This window comes from Roseobacter sp. GAI101, assembly GCF_000156335.1.
GTDB lineage: Bacteria > Pseudomonadota > Alphaproteobacteria > Rhodobacterales > Rhodobacteraceae > Sulfitobacter.
In genome coordinates this window covers 36900-60510 of sequence record NZ_DS999213.1, presented here as the reverse complement: position 1 = coordinate 60510, position 23611 = coordinate 36900, and the positions used below count along the sequence as shown (strand labels likewise).

Sequence of the window (23611 nt, the reverse complement as noted above, 5' to 3'; positions counted from 1 at the left end):
TCCTTTACCGAACCGAACGTCTGTGACGTAGCATAGCCCGTTCCGGAGCATCGTCAGCATCTCAAACCTTAACACCGCAACACATAGCGGAAATACCCCCGTCACGGCAAACAGTGTCTGGGGAAAATTCGCATTTGTGAACACAGAATATGGCGATTTGCGCTAAATCTTGCGGGTATGGCAGACCAGCGCCCCTTTTCGGGTCGAAACGCGAAACGCCCACCAAGCTGCGGCTTGGTGGGCGTTTCAGTGTCTTAAATCGCCCCGTCAGTTGGGGCCATGGCCTTTATCAGGCGGATTTTGCGAGATCGCGCAGCACGTAATGCAGCACACCACCGTGTTCGATATATTCGATCTCGATCGCGGTATCGATGCGGCACTTGATCATGATCTCTTTGACCGTTCCGTCGGCCATCGTGATCGTGCACGGTACTTCTTGCAGTGGCTTGATCGTATCCAGGCCGGAAATCGACACGGTTTCTTCGCCGGTCAGACCCAGGCTCTTGCGCGTGTCGCCCTTGGTGAATTCGAACGGGATGACCCCCATGCCAACAAGGTTGGACCGATGGATACGTTCGAAATTCTCGGCGATCACGGCCTTGACGCCCAGCAATGCCGTCCCCTTGGCCGCCCAGTCACGCGAAGACCCCGCGCCATACTGTTCACCACCGAAGATCACCAGCGGCGTGCCTGCGTCCTGATAGGCCATCGCGGCATCAAAGATTGATGTCTGATTGCCATCCGGTCCCTTGGTATAGCCGCCTTCGACCCCATCGAGCATCTCATTCTTGATGCGGATGTTGGCGAAGGTGCCGCGCATCATCACCTCGTGGTTACCACGACGGCTGCCGTACGAGTTGAACTCGCGCACGGGGACCTGATGCTCGGACAGGTACTTGCCGGCAGGCGTGCTTTCCTTGAACGATCCTGCTGGGCTGATGTGGTCGGTGGTGATCATATCACCCAAGACCGCCAGCACTTTTGCACCTTCGATGTTGGTGATCACGCCCGGCTCTGGCGACATGCCTTGGAAATAGGGCGGGTTTTGTACGTAGGTCGACGCGGGTGGCCAGTTGTAGGTCTTGGCATCCGTTGTCTCGACCGCCTGCCACTTTTCATCGCCCTTGAAGACGTCGGCATATTTCTCCTGGAAGGCTTCGCGCGTCACGGTCTGTTCGACCAGTTCGGCGACTTCCTGAGTGGTTGGCCAGATGTCCTTCAGGTAGACGTCATTGCCATCCTTGTCCTGACCCAGCGGGCTGTTGGCCAGATCGACGTTCATGTCACCGACCAGCGCATAGGCCACGACCAGCGGCGGAGACGCCAGATAGTTGGCGCGCACATCAGGGCTGATCCGGCCTTCAAAGTTGCGGTTGCCCGACAGGACCGACGTCCCGATCAGATCGTAATCGTTGATCGCCTTGCTGATCTCGGGCTCAAGCGGGCCGGAATTGCCGATACATGTCGTGCAGCCGTAGCCGACGAGGTTGAAGCCGATGGCGTCCAGATCTTCCTGCAGGTTCGCCGCCTCGAGATAGGCCGAAACTACCTGGCTGCCGGGGGCCAGCGATGTCTTGACCCAAGGCTTGCGTGTCAGGCCCAGGGCGCGCGCCTTGCGCGCGACGAGGCCGGCACCGATCATCACGTAAGGGTTCGATGTGTTGGTACAGGACGTGATCGACGCGATCACGATGGATCCGTCATGCAGCTGGTAGTGGCCGTCATCCGTCTGCACGTAGCCGCGCTTGTGGTTACCGACATCACCGGGGATATCGCGTGGCTCGGGCTGGCCGCCCTCACCTTCCCAACGTACTTCGGCGTCGGCCGTACCGTTTTCCCCGTTGCGCACACCTTTGATGTAGTCGGCGAATGCCGTGTGCGCAGAGGTCAGGGCGATGTAGTCCTGCGGGCGCTTCGGGCCCGAGATCGCAGGCACGATCGTCCCCATGTCCAGGCTCAGCGTGTCGGTGTAGACAGGCGCGTAATCGTCGCCGCGCCACATGCCGTTTTCCTTGGCATAGGCTTCGACCAGCGCGATGCGGTCTTCGTCACGGCCTGTTGTGCGCAGGTAGCGCAGGGTTTCGCCGTCAATCGGGAAGAAACCACAGGTCGCGCCATATTCCGGTGCCATGTTGGCGATGGTCGCACGGTCCGCCAGCGGCAGGTGATCCAACCCTTCGCCATAGAATTCAACGAATTTGCTGACCACGCCCTTGGCGCGCAGCATTTCGACGACTTTCAGCACGAGGTCCGTACCGGTGGTGCCTTCCATCATGCGGCCCGTCAGCTCGAACCCGACAACTTCGGGGATCAGCATCGAAATCGGCTGGCCCAACATCGCGGCTTCGGCTTCGATCCCGCCAACGCCCCAGCCCAGTACGGCCATGCCGTTTACCATGGTGGTGTGGCTGTCCGTGCCGACCAGCGTGTCGGGGTACGCGACTTCAACACCGTTCTGGTCCTTGTCGGTCCAAACGGTCTGAGCCAGATATTCAAGGTTCACCTGGTGGCAGATGCCGGTGCCGGGGGGCACAACGCGGAAGTTGTTAAACGCCTTCTGGCCCCACTTGAGGAAGGTGTAGCGTTCGATGTTCCGCTCGTATTCGCGGTCGACGTTCATCTGGAACGCACGCGGGTTGCCGAATTCATCAATCATGACCGAGTGGTCGATGACCAGATCAACGGGGTTCAGCGGGTTAATCTTGTCGGCGTCACCGCCCAAAGCAACCAGACCGTCGCGCATCGCGGCCAGATCAACAACAGCCGGAACGCCAGTGAAATCCTGCATCAGAACGCGTGCCGGACGATAAGCAATCTCGCGCGGGTTCTGACCACCCTTGGTCGCCCATTCGGCAAACGCCTTGATATCATCAACCGTGACGGTCTTGCCATCTTCGAACCGCAACATGTTTTCCAGCACCACTTTCAGCGCGGCGGGCAGCTTTGAGAAATCCCCAAGCCCGGCTTCCTGCGCGGCAGGAATGGAATAATAAGCGATGGATTGATCCCCGGACGTCAGTGTCTTGCGGGTCTTGGCGGTATCCTGGCCAACGATAATGGTCATGGAATGCTCCCTATATGGGTTGATATCAGTACAGTGACTTGGGCTCTAGATGCAGTATTGCGGCTTGCTTTTCAACTGCAATCGGTGCTTGAAACGATAAATGTATACCGTTGTGTACCGAATTTGATGAAATTTAAGCCGTCGCTGCGGTTACAACGCTTCAACAAAGCTTGAATGGTAATTGCCCGGGCATCGGTCTAGTAAAACGGAACCAGTTGAAAGTATCGCCGTCAATGATCCGCATTTTCCCCTCCCTGTTTGCCTTGGGCCTGCTATGCGCCACACCGCTTTCTGCACAAGATCGCCCCGTGGTCGTCGAGCTTTTTACCTCGCAGGGATGTTCTTCCTGCCCGCCCGCGGACAAGATTCTGGCTGAACTGGCGCAGCGCGATGATGTTATCGCCTTGGCGTTACATGTTGATTATTGGGATTATATCGGCTGGAAGGACCGCTTTGGCGACCCAAACCATGCCGCGCGGCAGCGGGCCTATGCGGTCGCATCCGGGCGAAAATCGGTCTACACCCCCGAGATGATCGTGAACGGCCATACCGACGTTGTCGGAGCGAAGCCGATGGCATTGTCAAAGGCCATTGCGGAACACAAGAACGACCGCGAGACGGTGCAACTGAGCTTGGCGCGCAGCGGTAACACGCTGCAAATCGACGCCAGCGTTCTGGAAGGGGCGCAAGGGCCCTATACGGTGCACATGGTACGCTATACCCCCGAAGCGACGATAGAGATCAAGCGCGGCGAAAACGCAGGCCATACGTTTGAGTATCATAATATCGCGCAGAACTGGACGGTTTTGGGCGAATGGGATGCACAGGCACCGCTTGACATGGCGACCCCCTTGCCCGGCGACTTGCCGGTGGTAATCATCGTCCAACAAAGCGGCGCAGGGCCGATCGTGGCTGCCGCCCGGATCAAATAGCGCTGCACGTAACGTTAATTGTCGTGAATACGCCAACGTCTGTGGACCCAGAACCACTGTTCGGGGTCTGACCTGATCCGCGCCGCAAGGCTGTCGTTCAGGCATTGGGTCATGGTCATAGGGTCCGAATGGGGAATTGGTGCCTCAAGCACAGTTTCGAACGACACGCCGTCCGGCTGGCGGATGCCGTAAAAGGGGATCAGCAACGCATCGTATCGCAGCGCCAGTTCAGCGGCAGACAAGGCCGTATTCGCGGGCTGTCCCAGGAAATCAAGCGGGGGCGCGCCAAAGACGTGCTGGTCAAAAAGCAAGACAAGCTGCCCACCTTGCTTGAGGTGCCGCACGAAACCGGCCGTCCCCCGGCGGCCTTGCGGAAAGACCGGGCCGCCGAAGGCCTCCATCGTCTTGACGTAATGGGCGTTGAAATAGGGGTTTTTCATATCCCGATACAGCCCGCCGATATCAAGGCCGCGCGCAACCAGACAGGCCCGCGTCGCCTCGTAATTCCCGTAATGGCCGGTGACCAAAATAACCGGCTGTCCCTTTGCCACCGCAGCTTCAAGGGCCGCAACACCCGCGCCGGTCGGCGTATTTTGTGCCATCCGCGCCGGAAATTCCTGCGCCGAATAGTTTTCGATAAAGCTGCGTCCGACGTTATTCAGACATTTTGATACGATCTGGTTGCGACGGGAGGCAGGAAGATCCGGCCAGATCATCTTGATATTGTCCTGCGCCCTGCGGCTGTATCCTGCGACCGGCCCTAGAACATGCTGAACAAACCGCCCCACAAAGGCCAGACGGGCCCGATAGGGAATCAATAGCGCAAAGCGGATCAATCCCACGATGACTGCGTTGGTCAGATAATGACCAACGCGCCGCGCCAGCGGATCTTGAGGGGGAAGTTTTGGGTCGGGCATAGGCCTCTGCACGGCAAGAACATGCGACTGTCACATATTTCGCCTATTTCTTAACGTGCCGGGCCATAGGCGACAAGCCGGATCACTCCTCCTCATCATCCTGGACCAATTGCAGTTCGCCATCCGTCTCAAGTCGGCGAATGACGTCGATGATGGCCGACATCGCCTGCTCCGCCTCGGATGCCTTGACGGTTTCAAGTTCTGCGATTTCTTCACGCAACTGGTCCGCCATGCGCGAGGACATGTTGTCCAGGATGAAATCCATGACGACCTTCAATCCGGCCGTCTCGGAGCCCGCCATCGCATAGACCAATTGCGCCCGGTCCGCGCCGCGCAAAATGCGGGGAATATCACGCGGTTGAACGCGCGCGGGGATGTCCGCGAAGGTAAAGATCGCCTTGCGCACCGCATTGGCGAACCCTTCGTCCGTCTCATCCAGTCCGGTCAGCATATCATCACGGGTGAACGACGTCGAAGAGTTTAGGATCGCCCCGACCCGTTCGACAGGTTCATCGTCAAACGCCTTGACCGGAATGCTGTCGAGCTGGCTGGCCAGAGAAAGCCCTATATTATAGACAGCCTCGGGCGAGACGCTGTTGGTCAGGGACACGGCATAGGTAATTTCCCGCGCGCGCGGACCAGGCAACAGCCCAAGCAGTTTTGCCGCCACGGACACCTTGAGCTTTGACAGCACGACGGCAATGACTTCGGTGCTTTCCTTTTCGACCATTTCCAGCATCGTCGGCGCGTCCAGATCGCGCAGGCGGGCCCAAGGGTCGCCCAACTGGCGCACGCCCGCCTCCTTGCGCAACCGTTCTGCCGTCTGTCTGCTGATTTTGCCGTCCAGCGCCGTCAGCGCGCCGATGATACCGCCGGGAAACGACAGGCCAATGCTGTTGAGTTCATTTTCGAATTCTTCGACCACCGCATCAAGCGTATGCCGGTCGACCGTCCGCATGGATCCCATCTGCTGCGTCAGGCGCGCCTGCAGGTCATCTGGCAAGTCTTCAATCGGAATATCCGCGCCTTCGTTCAACAAAAGACGCACCACGATCGCGGCTTTTGCGCGCTTGGTCAAAGGGGCGGCCGCGTTGCTGGACGGTGCCCCGACAGCCATCCCCTTGAAACCACCTAAAGGTAAGAGATCATTCATTTTTTAACTAACTTTAGCTGCCCCGGTATCAAGGCTACTTCTGGCAGTCAAAGATGAAAGAAACCCAAACAGCCGATATATTAATAGTTAAAAGTTTGGCCCGTCGCGATGGCCGTGCGCAAAGACGCCTCGGCCCATGTTCCTTCGCCGCCATAAGACCGGATTGCGCGCAATTCGGCCATCGCATCGGCGATATTACCTTGTTCAACCATGCCCTGCGCCATGTAGGACCGCGCCAGGATATTTGCCGGATTCACCTTCAGCGCGCGCGTGTAAAACGCCATGCTTTCGGCATCATTACCCATCTTGCGGTGGGTGAACCCCATATAGGTCAATGCGCGGTCATCCTGCGCTGGCATCGCAGCCAGCACCAGCTGCGCGTCCTGGTATTTGCCCGCATAGGCAAGTCGCCGGACGGTTTCATACAAATCGTCCGGGCTAAGGCGGCTGTCTTTGGCCGTCACGCATTTCTTGGTTTTCTTGTCGTAAACCATCCCGCTTTCGCAAGAAACGGCAGGTTTGGGCGGTGCGGTTTCATCCCCCCCACCAGCGGCGAACACGCCCGTCGGCAAGGTCAGGGCAAGAGCACAAGTAACTAGAACGCGCATGGAGGAATCTCCCGATATGTTTCCTAGTGAAACACGATAGAGCGCCCGCACCCCTGGTAAAGGGGCACGGGCGCAATCCGCTTCAAGTTGACGTAATCGTTACGACGTGGCCGATGTCACGCAGCTTGCGCTTTCGGCGTCATAAACCATGCCATCAGCGCAAGACATTGCGTGTTTTTGAGAAGAACATGTCGCCATACCAAGCGACGGCAATGCCACGAGGGCCAACGTAGATAGTGCAATTCCAAGTTTCATCATACTACTCCTTTGAGATGCCCTGACAGGCTACACACACCCCGGACATTCTCAAAGAAGTTTTGCACGACAAGGTATCGCGCCGATTAATCTGCCCAAAAATCAGTCTTTGAAAACGCGGGCAAAGATCGTGTCGACATGTTTGGTGTGATACCCGAGATCGAATTTTTCCTCGATCTCTTCGGGGCTGAGGGCAGCCAGCACCTCGGCATCGCCCAACAGTTCGGTTTTGAAATCCTTGCCGTCTTCCCAGACCTTCATCGCATTGCGCTGCACCAGTTTGTAGCTGTCTTCGCGGCTGACGCCGGCCTGGGTCAGTGCCAAAAGGACACGCTGGGACATGACCAGCCCGCTGAACTTGTTCATGTTGGCCAACATGTTGTCCGGATAGATCAGCATGTTGTCGATCACGTTGGTAAGGCGGTGCAAGGCGAAATCGAGGGTAATGGTGGTGTCGGGGCCAATTGCGCGTTCAACACTGGAATGGGAAATGTCGCGTTCGTGCCAGAGCGCCACGTTTTCCATCGCCGGGATGACGGCCATGCGGATCGTACGCGCCAGACCGGTCAGGTTCTCGGTCAGAACCGGGTTCTTCTTGTGAGGCATCGCAGAGGAGCCCTTTTGACCTGCCGAGAAGAATTCAGCCCCTTCCAGCACTTCGGTGCGCTGCATGTGGCGCACTTCGGTGGCGACATTTTCGATCGAGCTGGCGATAACGCCAAGGGCCGCGAAGAACGCAGCGTGGCGGTCGCGGGGAATCACCTGGGTGCTGATCGGCTCGGGCATGAGGCCCAGTTTCTCGCAAACATGCTCTTCCACGCGGGGGTCGATATTGGCAAAGGTTCCTACCGCCCCTGAAATGGCACCGGTGGCGATTTCTTCGCGGGCCGTTTCGAGGCGGCGCAGGTTGCGGTCCATTTCGGCGTAGAAACGCGCGAATGTCAGGCCCATGGTTGTGGGTTCGGCGTGGATGCCGTGGCTGCGCCCGACACGCACCGTGTCCTTGTGTTCGATCGCACGACGCTTGAGAGCAGCCAGCAGAAGGCCCATATCGGCGATCAGGATGTCAGCGGCACGGGTCAGCTGCACGTTAAAGCAGGTATCAAGCACATCGGAAGACGTCATGCCCTGATGCACGAAGCGCGCCTCGTCGGAACCGACATGTTCGGCCAGATGGGTCAGGAACGCGATCACGTCATGTTTGGTCACGGCTTCGATCTCGTCGATGCGGGCAACGTCGAATTCCACGTCCTTTGCCTTCCAGACGGCATCGGCATTGGCGCGCGGGATCACCCCCAGATCGGCCATGGCATCACAGGCATGTGCCTCGATCTCGAACCAGATGCGGAACTTGGTTTCGGGGGACCAGATTGCAACCATCTCGGGGCGGGAATAGCGGGGAATCATGTGGTGATACCTTTATGTGAGGGCTTTTGCGGTTGCAGGCGGGATAGACCGAGAGGGGCTGAAGGACAAGCGGGATCGGGGTTCGCCTTGCGCGGGCCTTGACGTTCGGCGCGGATCGCGGATGCCTCCGGCGGGAGTTTATTTGGCAAAATGAAGGGGATGGTGTGTTTTCGTCATTTCACGACTGGTGGTTTGCGGGGCGGCAGGATTAAGTACGGGCACCTGAAATCCGAGCATCTTTGAAGGAACGCCAGCCCCCATGTCTGATACCACACGCTTGAACCCCGCCACGATTGCCGCCCAGGCCGCAGGTGCCGTAGATGCGCAAAGCGGTGGCGTCGTGCCGTCTTTGCAGATGGCCACGACCTATCTGCGCGACGCCGCGTATCAGCCGCTGCGGCCCGACAACATCTATCTGCGCGATCAAAGCGATATCGTGCGCGTGGCCGAAACAGTGCTGGCCCAGCTTGAAGGGGCGGCAGAAGCCTTGCTGTTTCCATCCGGCATGGCGGCGTTGGCGGCAGCGTTTCGCACGGTGCCCAATGGCGGGCGCGTTCTGGTGCAATCACAGATTTACTGGGGGACGACAAAATGGCTGCGCGATTTCTGCACCCGCCGCGCGATCGACCTGCGCGAGGTAGAGGCGTCGGATGCGCAAGCCTTTGCGCAGGCCTGTGCCGATTTCAAGCCGTCATTGGTGTTGGTCGAGACCCCGTCGAACCCGTGGCTGCGGGTGACCGATATTGAAGCGGCAGCACAAGCCGTTCATGCGGTCGGCGGGCTGCTGATGATCGACAGCACTGCCGCAACGCCCGTGCTGCAAAAGCCATTGGCGCATGGCGCTGACATCGTCATGCATTCGGCCACCAAGGGGATCAACGGGCATTCAGATGTTCTGGCCGGCGTTCTGGCCACCAACGACACCGATGCGCAAATCTGGACCGATATAAAAGCCGACCGCCATGATGCCGGTGCGGTCATCGGCCCGTTCGAGGCTTGGCTGCTGGTGCGAGGCATGCGCACCCTGCCCCTGCGGATGCGAGAGATGTCGCGCAATGCGCAAGCGATTGCCGAATTTCTGGACGCTCACCCATTGGTCGAAACCGTGCTTTACCCCGGCCTGCCGGACCATCCGGGCCATAAGATTGCCGACCGTCAGATGGCGGGGGGCTTTGGCCCGCTGCTGTCCTTTGTGGTGCAGGGCGGAGCGGACAAAGCGCTGCAGGTCGCGGGCCGTTTGCAGCTTTTCCACCGCGCCACGTCGTTGGGTGGCGTCGAAAGCCTTGTTGAACACCGCCACACGATCGAGCCCCATACAGGCATTCCCGAAGGCTTGCTTCGCCTGTCGGTGGGGATCGAGGACATCAACGATCTGACGGCAGATTTGCAGCAGGCGTTGGGCAACTGAAGATCGGGATAACGGCTTGGGTGTCCGGGTCTGGCGATACAGCCTAAGCCAAGGCTGCATTGCCCAAAGGCAGGGTCAGGATCGCGGTAAAGCCGCGCTGCTGCCCCGGCTGCGGGGACATGACGTCAAAGCTGCAACCAGCCTGCTGGCAAAGCGCCTGCACGATCGACAGACCCAGACCAAACCCGTCTGACAACGGTGCCTTGCGCACGAACCGCTGTTTGATTGCCTCAAGATCCGCAGCGCCGAGGGCGGTACAATCGTTCGAGACGACAACCCGGCCCGGCACACTGGCATCCACGACAATGGGCTTGGGCCCGGCACCGTATTTCAGCGCATTGTCGAACAGATTGTTCAGGATGATCCCCAGGGCATCCGGGTCGATCCGGCTCGGCCACGGCCCCTCCGGGGCCTTGATGACCAGCTTTTCTTCTGCCGGAATGCGATCACGCAAATCTTTGAGCAGCAAGCTGATGACCGGCCTTACATCGGCCTCGACCGGGGTTACGCCGAGGCCGGATTGCGCGCGCGACATCTGCAAAAGCCGTTCGATCAGCCGGATCAACCGCTTCAGCCCCTGTTCAATTTCCGCCGCGCTGGCGGACGGTCCCGGATCGGTCAACACCGCCTTGAGACGCTGGACATTGGCCAGTGAAATCGCCAACGGGGTGCGCAGCTCATGGGCGGCGTTGGTGGCAAAGGCACGTTCGGCCGACAAAGCGCTGTCCAGTCGCGCCATCAGGGTATCCAGCGTGTCGATTGCAGGCTCGATTTCGGCAAAGGCATTCTGGCGCTCTATGGGCGACAGGTTATGTTCGTTCTTTTCGGCGATGTTGTCGCTGAGTTTGGCGATCACCCTGACCGACCGTCGAATGACCAGAAATGCCGCACCGACGAATAGAATCCCAAGCAAGGCAAAGCCCAGGATCACCCCCAGCAAGACGTCTGAAATCGCCTCGTTGCGTTCCTTCATCGGGGTGGCGACGATCACCGTGGCATCGCCCGACACTGCAGGGAAAATTGCAAAACGGTGATCGTTCTGCGTGAACAGCCCACCGGTTAGCGTAGCGGGCAACAGGTCAGCGGTGGCCCCCGGCGATTGGACGATGATCTGGCCGGACGCATCGAGAAACCAAAAAACCGTCCGCTCGTCAGGCTCGATCGCAGCATCCTCAAACGCCATGATCGTCGAAATATCTATCGCATCCGGCAAGGTTTGTGTTGTCTCGAAGATCGTCAACAACAACTGCGCCTTGCTGGTCAGGCTGATGTCCAGCAATTCGTCATATTCTTCTTCGACCAGGTTATGGACGATCAAAACCCCCAGCACTGCCGCCAGAACACCCGGCAGCACGATTGATTTCAAAAGAGTGTTGAGCAGGCTGTGCCGACGTCGGTTCATGTTTGCAGGCTATAGCCGATGCCGCGGTGGGTGGCGATCAGGTCTTTGCCAAGTTTGGTGCGCAAACGGCTGATATGCGCCTCGAGAGCGTTGCTCTCGACTTCTTCGCCATAGCCATAGATCGCGGTCTCGAGGGTTTCCTTGGGGACGATCTGCGTCTTTCTGCGCAACAAGACGTCAAGAACGCCCCATTCCCGCGCTGTCAGGCGCACTGGGTTGCCTGCGCGCGAGACGCTGTGATCCGACAGGCAGATGGTGAGATCGCGGATAGAAATGGTCTGGGTCAGCAGGTCCGCGCTGCGTCGGCAGACCGTGTGAATGCGCGCCGTGACCTCATCCAAGTCGAAGGGTTTGATCACATAGTCATCCGCACCGCGGTTCAACCCGTCGATCCGGTCCGACACCTTGTCCCGCGCCGTCAGGATGATGATCGGCGTGCGCAGCCCCCGCCCCCGGACCGTGCTTAGAAACGACAGGCCGTCACCGTCGGGCAGTTGCAGATCAAGCAGGACAACATCGTAATCGAGCGCAAGGATGGCGCTGTCGGCTTCATCCAGCGTGCCGAACCATTCAACGTTGTGGTGATCCGCCTCCAGATGCTCCATCAAAGGGCGTGCAAGGGCGGCCTCATCTTCGATCAAGAGAATGCGCATGAATGTCCTGTCCGGCCTTTTCAGTTTTTTCGGTTCAAGGTGTCATCTGCCGCAAGGCGGTAACGGATGTCAGAGTGATATCACGCCCCTTTCGGGACAGGGTCAGCCGGCCGACGGGCCGATAAAGGCACGCAGCACGATCCAGCCGATGAACACGCCGTTGGCGCACAGCAGGCACATGGTCGCAAGCGATCCAAGGTCCTTGGCGTCGCGGGCGAAGAGTTCCCAATTGGGGGCTAGGTGATCGACCAGACATTCGATTGCGGTGTTCAGCGCCTCGACCGCGACAAGGCTGAAGAACAGCACCAGCAAGACGCAAAATTCCCCAATGCTGGCCCCGGCCCACCACAACACCACACCGGACAGCGGCAGCGCGAGGGTGATATGCCGGAACGCCGTTTCCTGCCAAAGTCTGCGCAGACCGCCGAAGGAGTATCCGGCAGCCGCAAAAAGATGGGCACTCCCGGTCACGCGGTCCGGTTTGCGGCGATCCTGTTTTGAGGTTGATGTATCAAGTGTCATTTGTCCGCAACTTTCACATTTTTCAAACCCGCCTTACAAGATGCAAATATATCCAGCTCGGGGTCACGTTCGCGCGTCTTGATGTCCATCATACCCAGAAGGGAATGAAACAGATTGTCATGGGACAAGGTGCCGGATCTTTGATCCGCAATGCAGGATTGATCAATGGCAAACTGGTCTTGAAACCTTTGGGACATCCACAGGATCATTGGCACTTTGGTTTGAAACTCCGGTGCCATGAAATAGGGCGAGCCGTGCAGGTAAAGCCCCCCCTCGCCCAGCGATTCCCCGTGATCCGACACATAAACCAGGGCCGTGGACAATTGCGTCTGTGCGTTCAGGAATTCAATCGTCTGGGCCAGGATTTCATCGGTATAGGCGATGGTGTTGTCATAGGAATTGGTGATTTCCGCTGCAGTGCAGTTCTTGAATTCCGCGGTGCGGCAGGCCGGAGTGAAACGCTCGAATTCGGCGGGGTAGCGCAGGTAATACGTGGGTCCGTGACTGCCGATGTGATGCAGCACCAGAACGGTATCCTCGGTGATGGTGCTGGCGTATTCTGCAAGGGCGTGCATGAACACCCCGTCTGTACATTCGCCCGACGCGCAAAACGCAGCACCATCGGCGGCAGACATCATACGGCTGCCAACGCGGTCGGCGATGCCCTTGTGGCCGGTGTTGTTGTCCCACCATTCGACGTGCAGCCCGGCATGGTCAAACACATCAAGCACGTTCTGGTTCGAGATCCCCTTTTCATATGAATAATCATCGCGCGTGAAGTTCGAGAACATGCACGGCAGGGAAACGGCCGTCGCGGTGCCGCAGGAATTCACATCGGTAAAACTGACCACAGGCAGCTGCGACAGCCGCGGGTTGGTGTCTTTGTCATATCCGTTCAGACTGAAATTCTGCGCCCGCGCGGTTTCCCCGGCCACGACGATGGTCAACACGGGTTTACGACTTGCGCTGTAGGCCGGACCTTTGGTGGCGTCTTCACCGATAGCGGCGATCTGCAGATTGGCCGTGCGCGTCATCAGCTTTGCATAGCGGATCGTGCTGACAAGCGGCATGCCGGGCTGATAGCTGCCCATGAGGTCCTTGCGTTCGCGCAGGATTGACGAATAGCTTTTCAAATCGGCCATCAGCAAACCGGTGGCCAACGCCATGCTGACGCTGAACGTCAGCACCGGCATCGCAATCGATTTCAGCATGCTGTGGCGCGTGACCTTGACGCAGGCAATGCCCAGCGCGGGCAATACGCCAAGTACGAAAACATGGGTGACAAAGCCGACCGTCACCAGATGTTTGGATTCTGCCATCGTGGTGACCATGACGTTCTGGATCATGTCCCTGTCGATCACGACGCCCAGCCGGTCCATGTAATATGATGTGACCGCGCTGAGGATGAGGATGAACATCAAGAAAGGCTTTACCGTCCAGGCAAACCCGAAAAGCGAAAATGCAGCGGTCGTCAGGAGATAAACGGCCAACAGGAAGCCGGCAAAGGACAGCGGATGCCCTTCGAATATCGGGCTGCCAATGGACCAGAAAGTGGCGTTATCGACGCAGAACACGAAGACGACAGTCAAAAGGATCAAGGTAAGAGGCGATAATGTATAGGTGTTCCGAAGGGCGGAAAACTGCGTCTTCAGGGTTTTGAAAATGGTCATCTGGGGTATCTTCGCTATTGGGTCGAGCCCCCTTCAACACCGAAACCTTACGGGAACCTTACCGAAATATGATCAAGGGCGACCCAGACCCAATCACGGACGCGCAAAATCTTCCTTTTATGCACCAGCAGGAATTCATTCAGCCAGGTCGGGCGAACCAACCGCTGGTCTCAAGTGCCCGGCAAATCCCATATTTATCCAGCATCTACCCTCGCTTATGTGGCCTAGATCACAGAGTGACTGGGCCAAAACCTGCATAATTTTCATGCACGCTAAACCCGAGGGTTTGTTTCTTACTGTTTTTTCCAAAAGGACTTTTGATGATGCCGATAGACAAACAGTTGGCCGCCGCCTGCCGTGATGGTCTCAACCTTGAGTTCTTTTGCCCAGAGGTCGGCGGCAACGTCATCGTCAACGCAGGTCCGACCGGATACGGGACGTTCGACGCAGGCGGGTCGCTGTTCGGTCACTGCCACGGCGGTCACAAGCTTAGGATGGCCAACTTCAAACAGTACTGGTTCAAGAACTGCGGGCTGAAATACCACGGTGTTCTGGCCCGCAATGAAAAAGACGTGATGGGCGAGGCAAAGTTCGGCGCGGCGACCCCCTACCCCACACTTAGCGCAAAGGCGTGGTATCACCTATCATTCGGCGTCACGGACCCGGCCAAGGAATATTTCCCCGGCTATCTGCCCATCGACGTCGCGCAATATTACGGCTTCCCGACAAATCTGCGCGGCAAGGGGCAGTCCATCGCGATCATATCGCTTGGGGGCAAAATCGACGTGGACGAGGTGGCCGGTGACTTTACGAAACTGGGCATCCGTCCCCTGCCCGCTGTCACGGTGATCGATGTCGACACGATCCCCGCCGCGCAAGACAAGCTTCCCACGACCGAAACGCATCTGGACATCGAAATCATCGGCAGCATTTGCCCGCGGGCCAAGATCAACATCTATCGCGGATCGAACCCCGATGGTTTCGGTCCCGCAATCGAACGCGCCGTCAAGGACAGGAACACGGTGATCTCAATCTCTTGGGGCGGCAAGGAAAATTCCGAATGCAAAACCTCTGCCGTCGAAGCCGCTTTGGAAAAGGCGGTTCTGGCAGGCGTGACGGTTTGCGCTGCTGCAGGTGCCAACGGATCGGCGGGCCAACGCAAGCCGACCGACAATACCGCCCATGTGGATTACCCTGCCAGCAGCCCCAACGTGCTGGCCTGCGGCGGGACCCAGATCGACTATATCGAGGGCACGAAAACCGAAGTGGTCTGGAACAACACCGAAAAAGGCGGCGGTGCCACGGGCGGCGGTGTCAGCAGCATCTTCGCCACCCCGAAATGGCAAACCGCGCAGGGCATCTCAATTCCGTCGGCAAATGACGGCAAGTCGACGGGGCGTGTGGTACCGGATGTGGCGTCTCTGGCGGCAGCCGGGGATTGGGACATCTACAAGACCGGCGGCATCAAAATGGGCATCGGCGGGACCAGCGCGGTGGCTCCGATGTGGGCCGCGTTGATCGCGCTTGCCAATGAAAAACGCAGCCGGGCCAAGCCATCCAAGGGCAGTATTGGCTTCATCAACGGGCAACTCTACCAACTGGCGGCCAAGGGCGGATATTTCAAAAACATCCTCCACGGGGACAACCGGTCCACGCCGAACTCTCCGGGTTATCAGGCGGAACCGGGATTTGACGCATGCACCGGTTGGGGCAGCCCGATCGCGACCAAACTGATCGACGCCTTGGCGGCTCTGCCCGAACAGATCCGGATGGGCGGCGGCGGCCATCATCATATGATCATCGAAGACGTGCACCTTGTGGCGATGAACACCAATCTCGTCAGCGGCATCGGGGCCAGTCCCAACTTTCCGGCCCCGGAAATGCGCGGCGGTTTTTCCAGCACCCCCGGTTGTCCGACGGCCCCAAGCTGGAGGATATGCAAACCCGGCATCAACATCGACTATACCTGCAGCAATTGCAGTAAATCCCCGATCATCAACAAGGGCATGGTCAATAACGCGAACGCTTTTGATCTGGTCTATGGCAACGCTTGTCCCACCTGCCACCACACGCTCAAGCTGACCGACTACACAGGCTATTGGGCCTACAGATGCCGTTTCCGCTATGATGGCGTACTGGTCGAGGATGAAGTTGACCTGAAAGGCGATCGGACCTTCAACGATGACGATCTTTACAAGACCGTAGGACAGCCCACCCAGTACTACACGCTGAAGATTACGACGAACGGCGTCTAAAGATCAAAGGCCGCTCGGCGGCATTCTTGCCCGTATCGCCCTAGGCACTTTACTTTCTGCGACGTCCCTAACGATATGCGCGAACGCCGGGTTCGTGGGCAAGGATCCTTCGCTAGCTGTTTGCCGTCGCCTTTCAATACTTTCAGCTTCCCCACCATTCGAACTGATGCCTTCGCTGATGGATCGGATGTCTCCGACAGCCTAGCAAGGTGACTAGTTCATCGAGATTTCCGCCAAGTCGCGCCGCCTGATCACCTCGCGTGCAGGCCCGCCGTACCAACGTGCCGGAAAATCGCGCAAGCTCGGGTCCGCCCTCAGGTCGGGGAACAGCGTCAAAAGCTCTGTTCTGGGTTCATGACCCATCATCTTGAGACTCATCGGTCCGGGATAAAAACTCTCCGACGGGGCGTTTTCGGCAAAAATGATCTGGTGAGCGTCGAACATAAGATGGACGTAGCAGACCGACCGCTTGCCGCTGGCGACGCGCACGCCCGGCATGTATTCGGCCAGGTGCTTTGCGCGCACCAGATTGCTTTCACCAACCATCATGGAATGTTGCGGAGAGACGAACAACGGCCGCACATTGCCCAGGGCATCTGCCTTGATCAGGATCGGCCTAAGGTTTGGCGCTGCGCGCAGGGCCCTGTGATCCAAGTGCCGCGTGCCGATCCAGCGGATGGGTTGAGGACCGTTATCAGCTGTGACCACCAGATCGCCGACCCGCAAGGTCTCGATCAGGACATCGCCGCGCGGTGTGCGAATGGCAGTGCCGGTCGTAAAGCAGACAACGCCGGTGTTTTCTGAGGTAAAGCTGGAATTATCCGCGCTGGCCCCTGAAAAGATCAGGCCGCCGCTGCCAAAATGCGCGTTGTTTGAATAGTCGGCACCGCCGACCCCGTCATTGGATTGGTTGAGGATACCGTCATCGGCCTGGTCGGCGTGCAGTTCCCAGATGTCATCATAGAAGGCCGACAGATTGATGAAATCGTTATTGGTGCTGTCGCCGTCATTCAGCGTGCCCGTATTACCGGTGTTGAAATCGGTGATCGTGTCGGTGCCGTCGCCTGCCGCATAGGAAAACGTGTCGGTACCATCGTCGCCGGTGATCGTGTCGTTGCCCAGCCCCCCCTTGAGGCTGTCGTCGCCGGTGCCACCATCGATAAAGTCATCGCCCATGCCACCCAAAATAGTGTCGTCACCCGCCGCACCGGACAGATCGAGCCCCGACATGTCGGCCGACGCATCCAGACTGTCGGCCAGGTCCGTTCCCTGAACCGCTTCAATTTCGTAGAAAGTGCCGGTCGTCCCGTCAAAGTTGAACGCACCGAATTCCCATCCGCCGAAAGTAACGGTGACCCCGTTCGTCGCAGCACCGGTGTTGAAGTCCAGTGTATCGGTATCGCCACCTTCGTCGCTGCCATAGATCGTCACCGATCCGTCACCATCGTCGATGACGAACCTGTCCGAGCCGGAATCGCCCCAGACCGTGTCGGCACCGTATCCGGTGTAAATCAGATCGTCGCCCGCCCCGCCCGCAACCGAATCGTCGCCCGCCTGACCGGACAGCGTATCGTTGCCGTCTTCGCCCCGCAGACTGTCATTGCCAAAGCCGCCGAGAATGTCGTCGTTCCCGCCCCGGGCTTCGATGTACATGCCTGCCGTGTCGGCAGAGCCGTCGACTGTGTCCGCCTGATCGGTCAGAACCAGATGCTCTATCTCGGAGAAGGTGATTGTGTTCGCGCCATCGGTGATCGTCCCGGCCTCGGCCCCGGTATATGTCACCGTGACCGGACCCGTGAGGGACAACAGATTCATCGTGTCGTAATCAGTCCCGCCCTCGCCCCCGACGATGGTGTCGCTGCCAAAGTCATCCTCGATCACGAAGGTATCGGCGTCATCGCCACCGGAAAGGCTGTCGTCGTCACTGACCGTCGGCTGCGTCGTCGTAAATATCTGATAGGGGCTGATCGGGCCCGTTCCGTTCAGTTCGATGTTGAAAGTTTGCGTGTGGCCGTTCGCATAGGTGATCGTGTAGACGACGCCATAGGTGGTCGGCGAATGCTGAACGACAGAAGATGTGATGCCGGTGTAGTTTTCCTGCAGGACGATCTTGTCCTTGCCATAGTCGAATCCACGCAAGGCAAGGGTATTGGTCGTATTCGTCGTCCCGACCAGCACGTAATCCGCGACATTGTCACCATCATTGTCGCTACCGCCCCCGTCATCAAGACGGATGGTCGCGTTTGAGCCATCTTCGGCGGACCAACGGAAATAGTCCTGGCCGGTGGTCCCGTTAATTGTCTGCCCGTTACTGACCGCCGTGTAGCTTGGCGGCCCCTTTTGCCCGCCATAAATGGTGTCGTTCCCCGCACCACCCGAAATCGTATCATTGCCGCCGTTGCCTTGGATGCTGTCTGCGCCAGTCGTACCCGTCAGTGTATCGTCGCCGGTTCCGCCGGTCACAGTGGCCATGTTCAGCCCCTCACTCGTTAAATAGTCACATTTCTGGAGCAGATGGATTAATTTAAGGTCAAAAATATGTTTGGTCTGCGTCAACCATTTGAAAGTTCAATGAAAGAATTGGGCCGTATACTTTTGTCCGCGACCATTTCGGGTGGTTGTGGGGACCCTGTTCAGACTGATGCGCTACACGATCGGGTTCAGCTTGCAGGTTCCTGTCCGCAGCGCGCGTGGGACGGCGATGCACAGGTGTGAGGGACATCATATCCTGCCCGCGCGCGGCGCAGTTTCAAACCACAAAGCTTGAGGCATGATCGTACGATCAAGCAGCAGCCTTCACCCTCAAGGTGGCGGCAGCGTTCAAAAATCAAATTTGGAAAATTGGTGCGGTTGGAACACAAACGTTCGAACGCCATTTTATCCGAGGTCGATGATAAAACCAGTGCTGGATCACAATCATCCACAGGCCTTTCTTTCAGGCAGGCAGCACAAGTTTTTGAAGAGCTGGAACGCTGGAATCTTCTGCTGAGTGATCATGCAGATGAACTGCGTGGGCCTCACCCATGAAACGACACCAGCAAAAATCACAAAGGCCAGCTCCGTTTTCACTGCGTTTAACTGAGGATGAACGGGCAAAGCTTGAAGGTCATGCTGGTTCGATGCCACTAGCCTCATATATCAAGTCCGTGGTTTTGGCTGATGAGGCTCCTAAATACCGAAAGAGGTCAAAACCACCTGTTGCGGAGCAACAACTTCTGGCTGAGATCTTGGCGTGGCTGGGTGCATCGCGCATGGCGAGTAATCTTAATCAGATTGCCAAGGGTTCGAACCAAGGCACACTTGTCGTCAATCCAGATTTAGAACGCGATCTGCAACAAGCATGCGTTGATGTCGCATGGATGCGTGTGACCTTGTTGGCAGCTCTGGGTTTAAAGCGGTGATCATCAAAGCGTCGCAAAGATCTGGTGCCCGGGCGCTGTCAGATCACCTGATGAATGATCGCGACAACGACCATATCAGCATTCTGCAATTGCGGGGCTTCATGGCTGATGATTTGCACGGCGCATTAGATGAGGCGCATGCCATATCGAAGGCTACCCGCTGTAAGCAATTTCTATTTTCTGTCAGTCTCAATCCACCGCAAGGGCATGACGTTTCGGAACAAGATTTTGAAGACGCTGCTGATAGAATTGAGGCTAAGCTGGGTTTAACCGGCCAACCTCGCGCCATTATTCTGCATGAGAAAGAGGGCCGTCGTCATGCGCATGTTGTGTGGTCGCGGATAAATCCTGAAACAATCAAAGCGATTAACCTACCCCACTTTAAAGTAAAGCTACGTGACATCGCGCGGGATCTGTATCTGGATCACGGCTGGACCCTGCCAAAGGGTCTGGCAACTTACGGTGATAAAAACCCGCTAAATTTCACACTGTCTGAATGGCAGCAAGCCAAACGCGTCAAGATCGATCCACGTGAAATCAAACAGATATTTCAAGAGGTTTGGGAACGCTCTGATAATCTTGATAGCTATCGCAATGCTTTGGCTGAGCGTGGCTATCATATCGCCAAAGGTGATCGTCGTGGCCATGTTGCATTGGATGTGCAGGGCAATGTTTACGCCATCGCCAAATGGACAGGGATTAAGGCCAAGGATTTAGTGACCAAGCTTGGCGATCCGTCCGCCTGTTCATCTGTCACGGAAGTTGGGCGCACCTTAAAAGCCAGAATGACTGATCAGGTGAAAGCCTATATCGCGCAAGTAAAACAGTCTCACGCCGACGCGCTCAAGCCCCTCTTGGCTGAGCGTGAGACGCTGGTCACTAGCCAGCGGTCTGAGCGTCAGATGCTAAAAACCAAGCAGGAAGAACGGTGGATCGCAGAATCAACAATACGATCAGATCGCCTGAACAAGGGTCTAAGGGGATTGTTTGATCGCCTAACAGGCAAAGCTAAACCCGTTCGCGATCTCAATGTCAAAGAAGCACTGGGAGCTATGCGGCGTGATCAAGAGCAACGGGATCGACTAGTTGTCCAGCAGCTAAAAGAACGGCAAAACCTGCAAGCCCGTGCGCGTGTCTTGAAATTTAAACATGCCAAGGATCGCAAAATCCTCGCCAACGATATCGCAGCTTACATGCGCCGGACAATTCAGTCACAGACGCAAGATGCCAGTGTTAAAACCCGTCGGAAAAATCGTGGGTTTGATCTGTCGCGGTAAAAGGACCGGGCCATGTCATTTATGGCCTTTGCCCAGAAAACAATTCCCGCCAAGGGTTAATGGTGCTTAACCTTTAGTTGTACTTTTTAGGGCATGAGGATTTTTCTATGCGATTGAGTTTTTTAATTGTGATTGGCGCAACACTTGCTGGATGTGCGGGCGGGACTGTTAACAATGCTGCGTCTGACCAACGGATGATGGCCTTTGCCCAAGCCTTGCAAAAAGCACCAACGGCCAGCGTTTGTGCGACATATATTCAGCCGTCATCATCGGCGAAGGTTAAGCTGATGACAGAAGCTGAGCTTGCGGCGCGGGGCGCTAAACAGTGTTCTGGCAGTAATATCGGCAAACAATCAGCCGCTCTTTATCGTCGTTCACAATTTACCAGATCTGTAACCGCTTCAACTTTGACTGCTGGCAGTGATAAAGATTGCGGTGATTTTGCATCTGGGGCGCTAGCGCAGCGATTTTTCTTGGCCAGTGGCGGGCCTTCGCAAGATCCCCATAATTTAGACGGTGATGGCGATGGCCTTGCTTGTGAATGGGGTGCTCAAGCCACGCGCCTCTCCACGTTGCGACTAGCGCCACCTCGCAAAGCCAGATCGACCGCGCGTCGATCCTCAAGTTCGCGGTGCTACACAGGCCCTCGCGGCGGCACATATACGATCACGGCAAGTGGTAACAAAAACTATAACGGGTGCTGATTGATATCGGCTCACTAACCCAACCAAATTGATCTCTGGTTAGAGAATTACCCGTTCCTACCCAGCCTATACCCGCGCGGACGAGTCGGACGTCTTCTTATTGAGAGGGTTCTATCAACTCTCAACAAGGAGATGGTCCTATGGACTGGAACACGAATACAAAACTGCGCATTTGCGCAACGCTGCTTGTTTTTGCGCTTGGGCATGATGCCCATGCGCAAGGCTTGTTTGGTAGCTCGCCGTATCAAAGCTACGGCTATTCGAACTATGACGGGCTGTTCATGATGTGGCGCATTGCCATGATGGCGCTCTCAACTGGAGCTGGCTTTCTGCTTGGCTGGTTTTTGTCACCTGAGGCAAAAGAGTTTCGGCGCATTGTAACACTGATCGCTGCTGGCCTGCTGGTGTTCGTTGCCATCATGAGCAACGGCGTGCTGGGATGGAGCGCTGCATGGCTTGCATCCATGCTTGGGTTTTTGGGCGCGCTTGGCTACTGGCTTGGTCGCGGTGTCAAAGCGCTGATGGATGTGCCAACGACCTTTGGCTCAAGTAAGTGGGCCGATGGTCAGCACATGAATGAAAAGGGCCTGTTTGGCAGTGATGGAATCATCCTTGGCTCTGCCTTTGATGACTCGGTCAATGGCGCAGTCGAAAAGGTGTTTTCTTATAAAGGTGATCGCCATCTGCTGACATCTGCGCCCACACGCTCAGGCAAGGGCGTCTCGCACATCATTATCAATCTGCTGTGCTATCAAGGCTCTGCCTTGGTGATCGATCCAAAAGGCGAGAATGCCCGCATTACCACTGATGAGCGTGAAGCCCTGGGCCAAGAGGTGATGTGCGTTGATCCATGGGGCATTGCTACTGATGCGATGGGGCGTGTGTCTGCTCGGATCAATCCGCTGGATTGGATTAAGCTGGGCGATGTCGATGCAACAGAAAACGCCATGTTGTTGGCTGATAGTCTTGTTCAGAAAAACAGCAAAAGCGATGCGTTTTGGCAGGAAGAAGCTAAGGCCTTGATCCAAGGCTTGATCCTGTTCGTCTGCTTCGATGCGGCGTTTGATGGGCGGCGCAATCTTGGCACGGTGCGTGATCTGCTTTTGCTGAGTGGCGATGACATGATCGCCATGTTCGAGCAGATGGCGGCATCACCGCATCATCTGATAGCCAGTACTGGGGCGAGAAGTCTGCAAAAAGAGCCAAAGCTGATGGCCAATGTGCTGGCCTCGGCTCAAGCAGAAACCCACATGCTGGATAGTGCGCGGGTGCGTGAATGCCTTTCTGAATCTGACTTCGATTTCGCAGATTTGAAGCGCAAGCCTATGACTATCTTTCTGATCCTGCCAGCGGATCGGTTGGAAACCTTCAGCCGGTTTTTGCGCCTGCTGGTGCAGCAAGCCATCACCATCAATGCCCGCAATATCGCAGATAAGCCCAAAAAGCCGGTGCTCTTCATCCTCGATGAAATGCCAGCTCTGGGTCGTCTGACCATGGTGGAGCAAGCCTATGGCCTGATGGCGGGGTTCGGTATTCAGCTCTGGGGCATCACGCAAGATTTGTGCCAACTCCGGCGGATTTACGGGCAGGACTATGAGAGCTTCATCGCCAACTCCGGGGCGGTGGCGTATTTCGGGTCACCGGACAAGACCAGCGCTGAATACTTCTCAGCGATGTGCGGCGTGACAACCGTGTGGAACTTCAGCTCGGCCATAGCCACGGCCTTCAGCTCCAGCTCCGGGGGCAATGGTGGCTCCAGCAGCCGGTCCAGCACCACCACAGATAATCGGGCCGCAACGCAGCGCAAGCTGGCCTATCCCGATGAGCTGATGCGCTTGAGGGATGATCAGCAACTGATCCTGATCGAAAACACCAACCCGATCATGGCACGTAAGCTGAAATGGTACGAGATGCCTGATCTGCGCACCAAGGGCGTCAATCTGCACAAGCAGTGATTCCAAATACGCAAAACCTGATGGCGGG

At 57.1% G+C, this 23611-nt stretch carries 18 protein-coding genes; 7 read left to right on the top strand and 11 right to left on the bottom strand.

The genetic code is table 11. The features are described 5' to 3' along the window. Window positions 1–289 precede the first annotated feature (289 nt). A complete protein-coding gene (acnA, locus tag RGAI101_RS00280) occupies window positions 290–3064 on the bottom strand; it encodes an aconitate hydratase AcnA (RefSeq protein WP_008225964.1) in 2775 nt (924 codons plus the stop codon). A 233-nt stretch (window positions 3065–3297) separates the two neighbouring features. On the opposite strand from acnA, the gene RGAI101_RS00275 reads away from it, so the two are divergent. Continuing rightward, the gene (locus tag RGAI101_RS00275) at window positions 3298–3996 is read left to right on the top strand and encodes a DUF1223 domain-containing protein (protein ID WP_008227708.1); all 699 of its coding nucleotides are present in this window, start codon (window positions 3298–3300) and stop codon (window positions 3994–3996) included. Window positions 3997–4010: 14 nt separating this feature from the next. Here the strand turns inward: RGAI101_RS00275 and RGAI101_RS00270 are convergent, their stop codons facing one another. The 5 genes from RGAI101_RS00270 to purB form a co-directional block, all read right to left on the bottom strand. After that, window positions 4011–4913 (bottom strand): lysophospholipid acyltransferase family protein, encoded by a 903-nt coding sequence (locus tag RGAI101_RS00270; protein WP_008228025.1) that lies wholly within the window; start codon window positions 4911–4913, stop codon window positions 4011–4013. Between the two features lie 82 nt (window positions 4914–4995). After that, window positions 4996–6066 carry a flagellar motor switch protein FliG gene (locus RGAI101_RS00265; RefSeq protein WP_157044605.1) on the bottom strand — a complete coding sequence of 357 codons (1071 nt, stop codon included), beginning with the start codon at window positions 6064–6066 and terminating at the stop codon, window positions 4996–4998. Between the two features lie 80 nt (window positions 6067–6146). Then, the gene (locus tag RGAI101_RS00260) at window positions 6147–6674 is read right to left on the bottom strand and encodes a tetratricopeptide repeat protein (protein ID WP_037226945.1); all 528 of its coding nucleotides are present in this window, start codon (window positions 6672–6674) and stop codon (window positions 6147–6149) included. 99 nt (window positions 6675–6773) lie between these two features. Beyond that, entirely contained in the window at window positions 6774–6929 is a 156-nt protein-coding gene (locus tag RGAI101_RS22060) for a hypothetical protein (RefSeq protein WP_198133663.1), read from the bottom strand. A gap of 102 nt (window positions 6930–7031) precedes the next feature. Then, window positions 7032–8336 carry an adenylosuccinate lyase gene (purB, locus tag RGAI101_RS00255; RefSeq protein ID WP_008228970.1) on the bottom strand — a complete coding sequence of 435 codons (1305 nt, stop codon included), beginning with the start codon at window positions 8334–8336 and terminating at the stop codon, window positions 7032–7034. A gap of 259 nt (window positions 8337–8595) precedes the next feature. On the opposite strand from purB, the gene RGAI101_RS00250 reads away from it, so the two are divergent. Then, window positions 8596–9744: a trans-sulfuration enzyme family protein gene (locus tag RGAI101_RS00250; RefSeq protein ID WP_008225595.1), complete on the top strand. Its 1149-nt coding sequence runs from the start codon at window positions 8596–8598 to the stop codon at window positions 9742–9744. A gap of 43 nt (window positions 9745–9787) precedes the next feature. On the opposite strand, the gene RGAI101_RS00245 is transcribed toward RGAI101_RS00250, so the two are convergent. The 4 genes from RGAI101_RS00245 to RGAI101_RS00230 form a co-directional block, all read right to left on the bottom strand. Next, complete coding sequence (locus RGAI101_RS00245; protein ID WP_008227007.1) at window positions 9788–11146, bottom strand: sensor histidine kinase; 1359 nt, start codon at window positions 11144–11146, stop codon at window positions 9788–9790. Then, the gene (locus RGAI101_RS00240; protein ID WP_008226427.1) at window positions 11143–11799 is read right to left on the bottom strand and encodes a response regulator transcription factor; all 657 of its coding nucleotides are present in this window, start codon (window positions 11797–11799) and stop codon (window positions 11143–11145) included. The genes RGAI101_RS00245 and RGAI101_RS00240 overlap by 4 nt, the downstream gene beginning before the upstream one ends. A 102-nt stretch (window positions 11800–11901) precedes the next feature. Continuing rightward, window positions 11902–12321: a diacylglycerol kinase gene (locus RGAI101_RS00235; RefSeq protein WP_008229217.1), complete on the bottom strand. Its 420-nt coding sequence runs from the start codon at window positions 12319–12321 to the stop codon at window positions 11902–11904. Next, window positions 12318–13991, bottom strand: coding sequence for a phosphoethanolamine transferase (locus tag RGAI101_RS00230; RefSeq protein ID WP_008226876.1), 1674 nt, complete (start codon window positions 13989–13991; stop codon window positions 12318–12320). Before RGAI101_RS00230 ends, RGAI101_RS00235 begins: the two co-directional genes overlap by 4 nt. Window positions 13992–14314: 323 nt before the next feature. Here RGAI101_RS00230 and RGAI101_RS21145 point away from each other — a divergent pair, with 323 nt between their 5' ends. Then, complete coding sequence (locus tag RGAI101_RS21145) at window positions 14315–16246, top strand: S53 family peptidase (protein ID WP_198133662.1); 1932 nt, start codon at window positions 14315–14317, stop codon at window positions 16244–16246. Window positions 16247–16459: 213 nt separating this feature from the next. Here the strand turns inward: RGAI101_RS21145 and RGAI101_RS21140 are convergent, their stop codons facing one another. Beyond that, on the bottom strand, window positions 16460–18718 hold the full coding sequence (locus tag RGAI101_RS21140; protein WP_008228904.1) for a Hint domain-containing protein: 2259 nt from the start codon (window positions 18716–18718) through the stop codon (window positions 16460–16462). 551 nt (window positions 18719–19269) lie between these two features. Here RGAI101_RS21140 and RGAI101_RS21445 point away from each other — a divergent pair. The 4 genes from RGAI101_RS21445 (at window position 19270) to RGAI101_RS00205 (ending at window position 23583) form a co-directional block, all read left to right on the top strand. After that, window positions 19270–19647, top strand: a complete 378-nt coding sequence (locus tag RGAI101_RS21445) for a hypothetical protein (RefSeq protein ID WP_254655219.1) — start codon at window positions 19270–19272, stop codon at window positions 19645–19647. A 50-nt stretch (window positions 19648–19697) separates the two neighbouring features. Beyond that, window positions 19698–20924 carry a relaxase/mobilization nuclease domain-containing protein gene (locus tag RGAI101_RS00210; protein WP_254655218.1) on the top strand — a complete coding sequence of 409 codons (1227 nt, stop codon included), beginning with the start codon at window positions 19698–19700 and terminating at the stop codon, window positions 20922–20924. Window positions 20925–21031: 107 nt separating this feature from the next. Further along, window positions 21032–21628 carry an excalibur calcium-binding domain-containing protein gene (locus RGAI101_RS21440; RefSeq protein WP_083792067.1) on the top strand — a complete coding sequence of 199 codons (597 nt, stop codon included), beginning with the start codon at window positions 21032–21034 and terminating at the stop codon, window positions 21626–21628. A 140-nt stretch (window positions 21629–21768) separates the two neighbouring features. Continuing rightward, window positions 21769–23583: a type IV secretory system conjugative DNA transfer family protein gene (locus tag RGAI101_RS00205; protein WP_008225205.1), complete on the top strand. Its 1815-nt coding sequence runs from the start codon at window positions 21769–21771 to the stop codon at window positions 23581–23583. Window positions 23584–23611 lie beyond the last annotated feature (28 nt).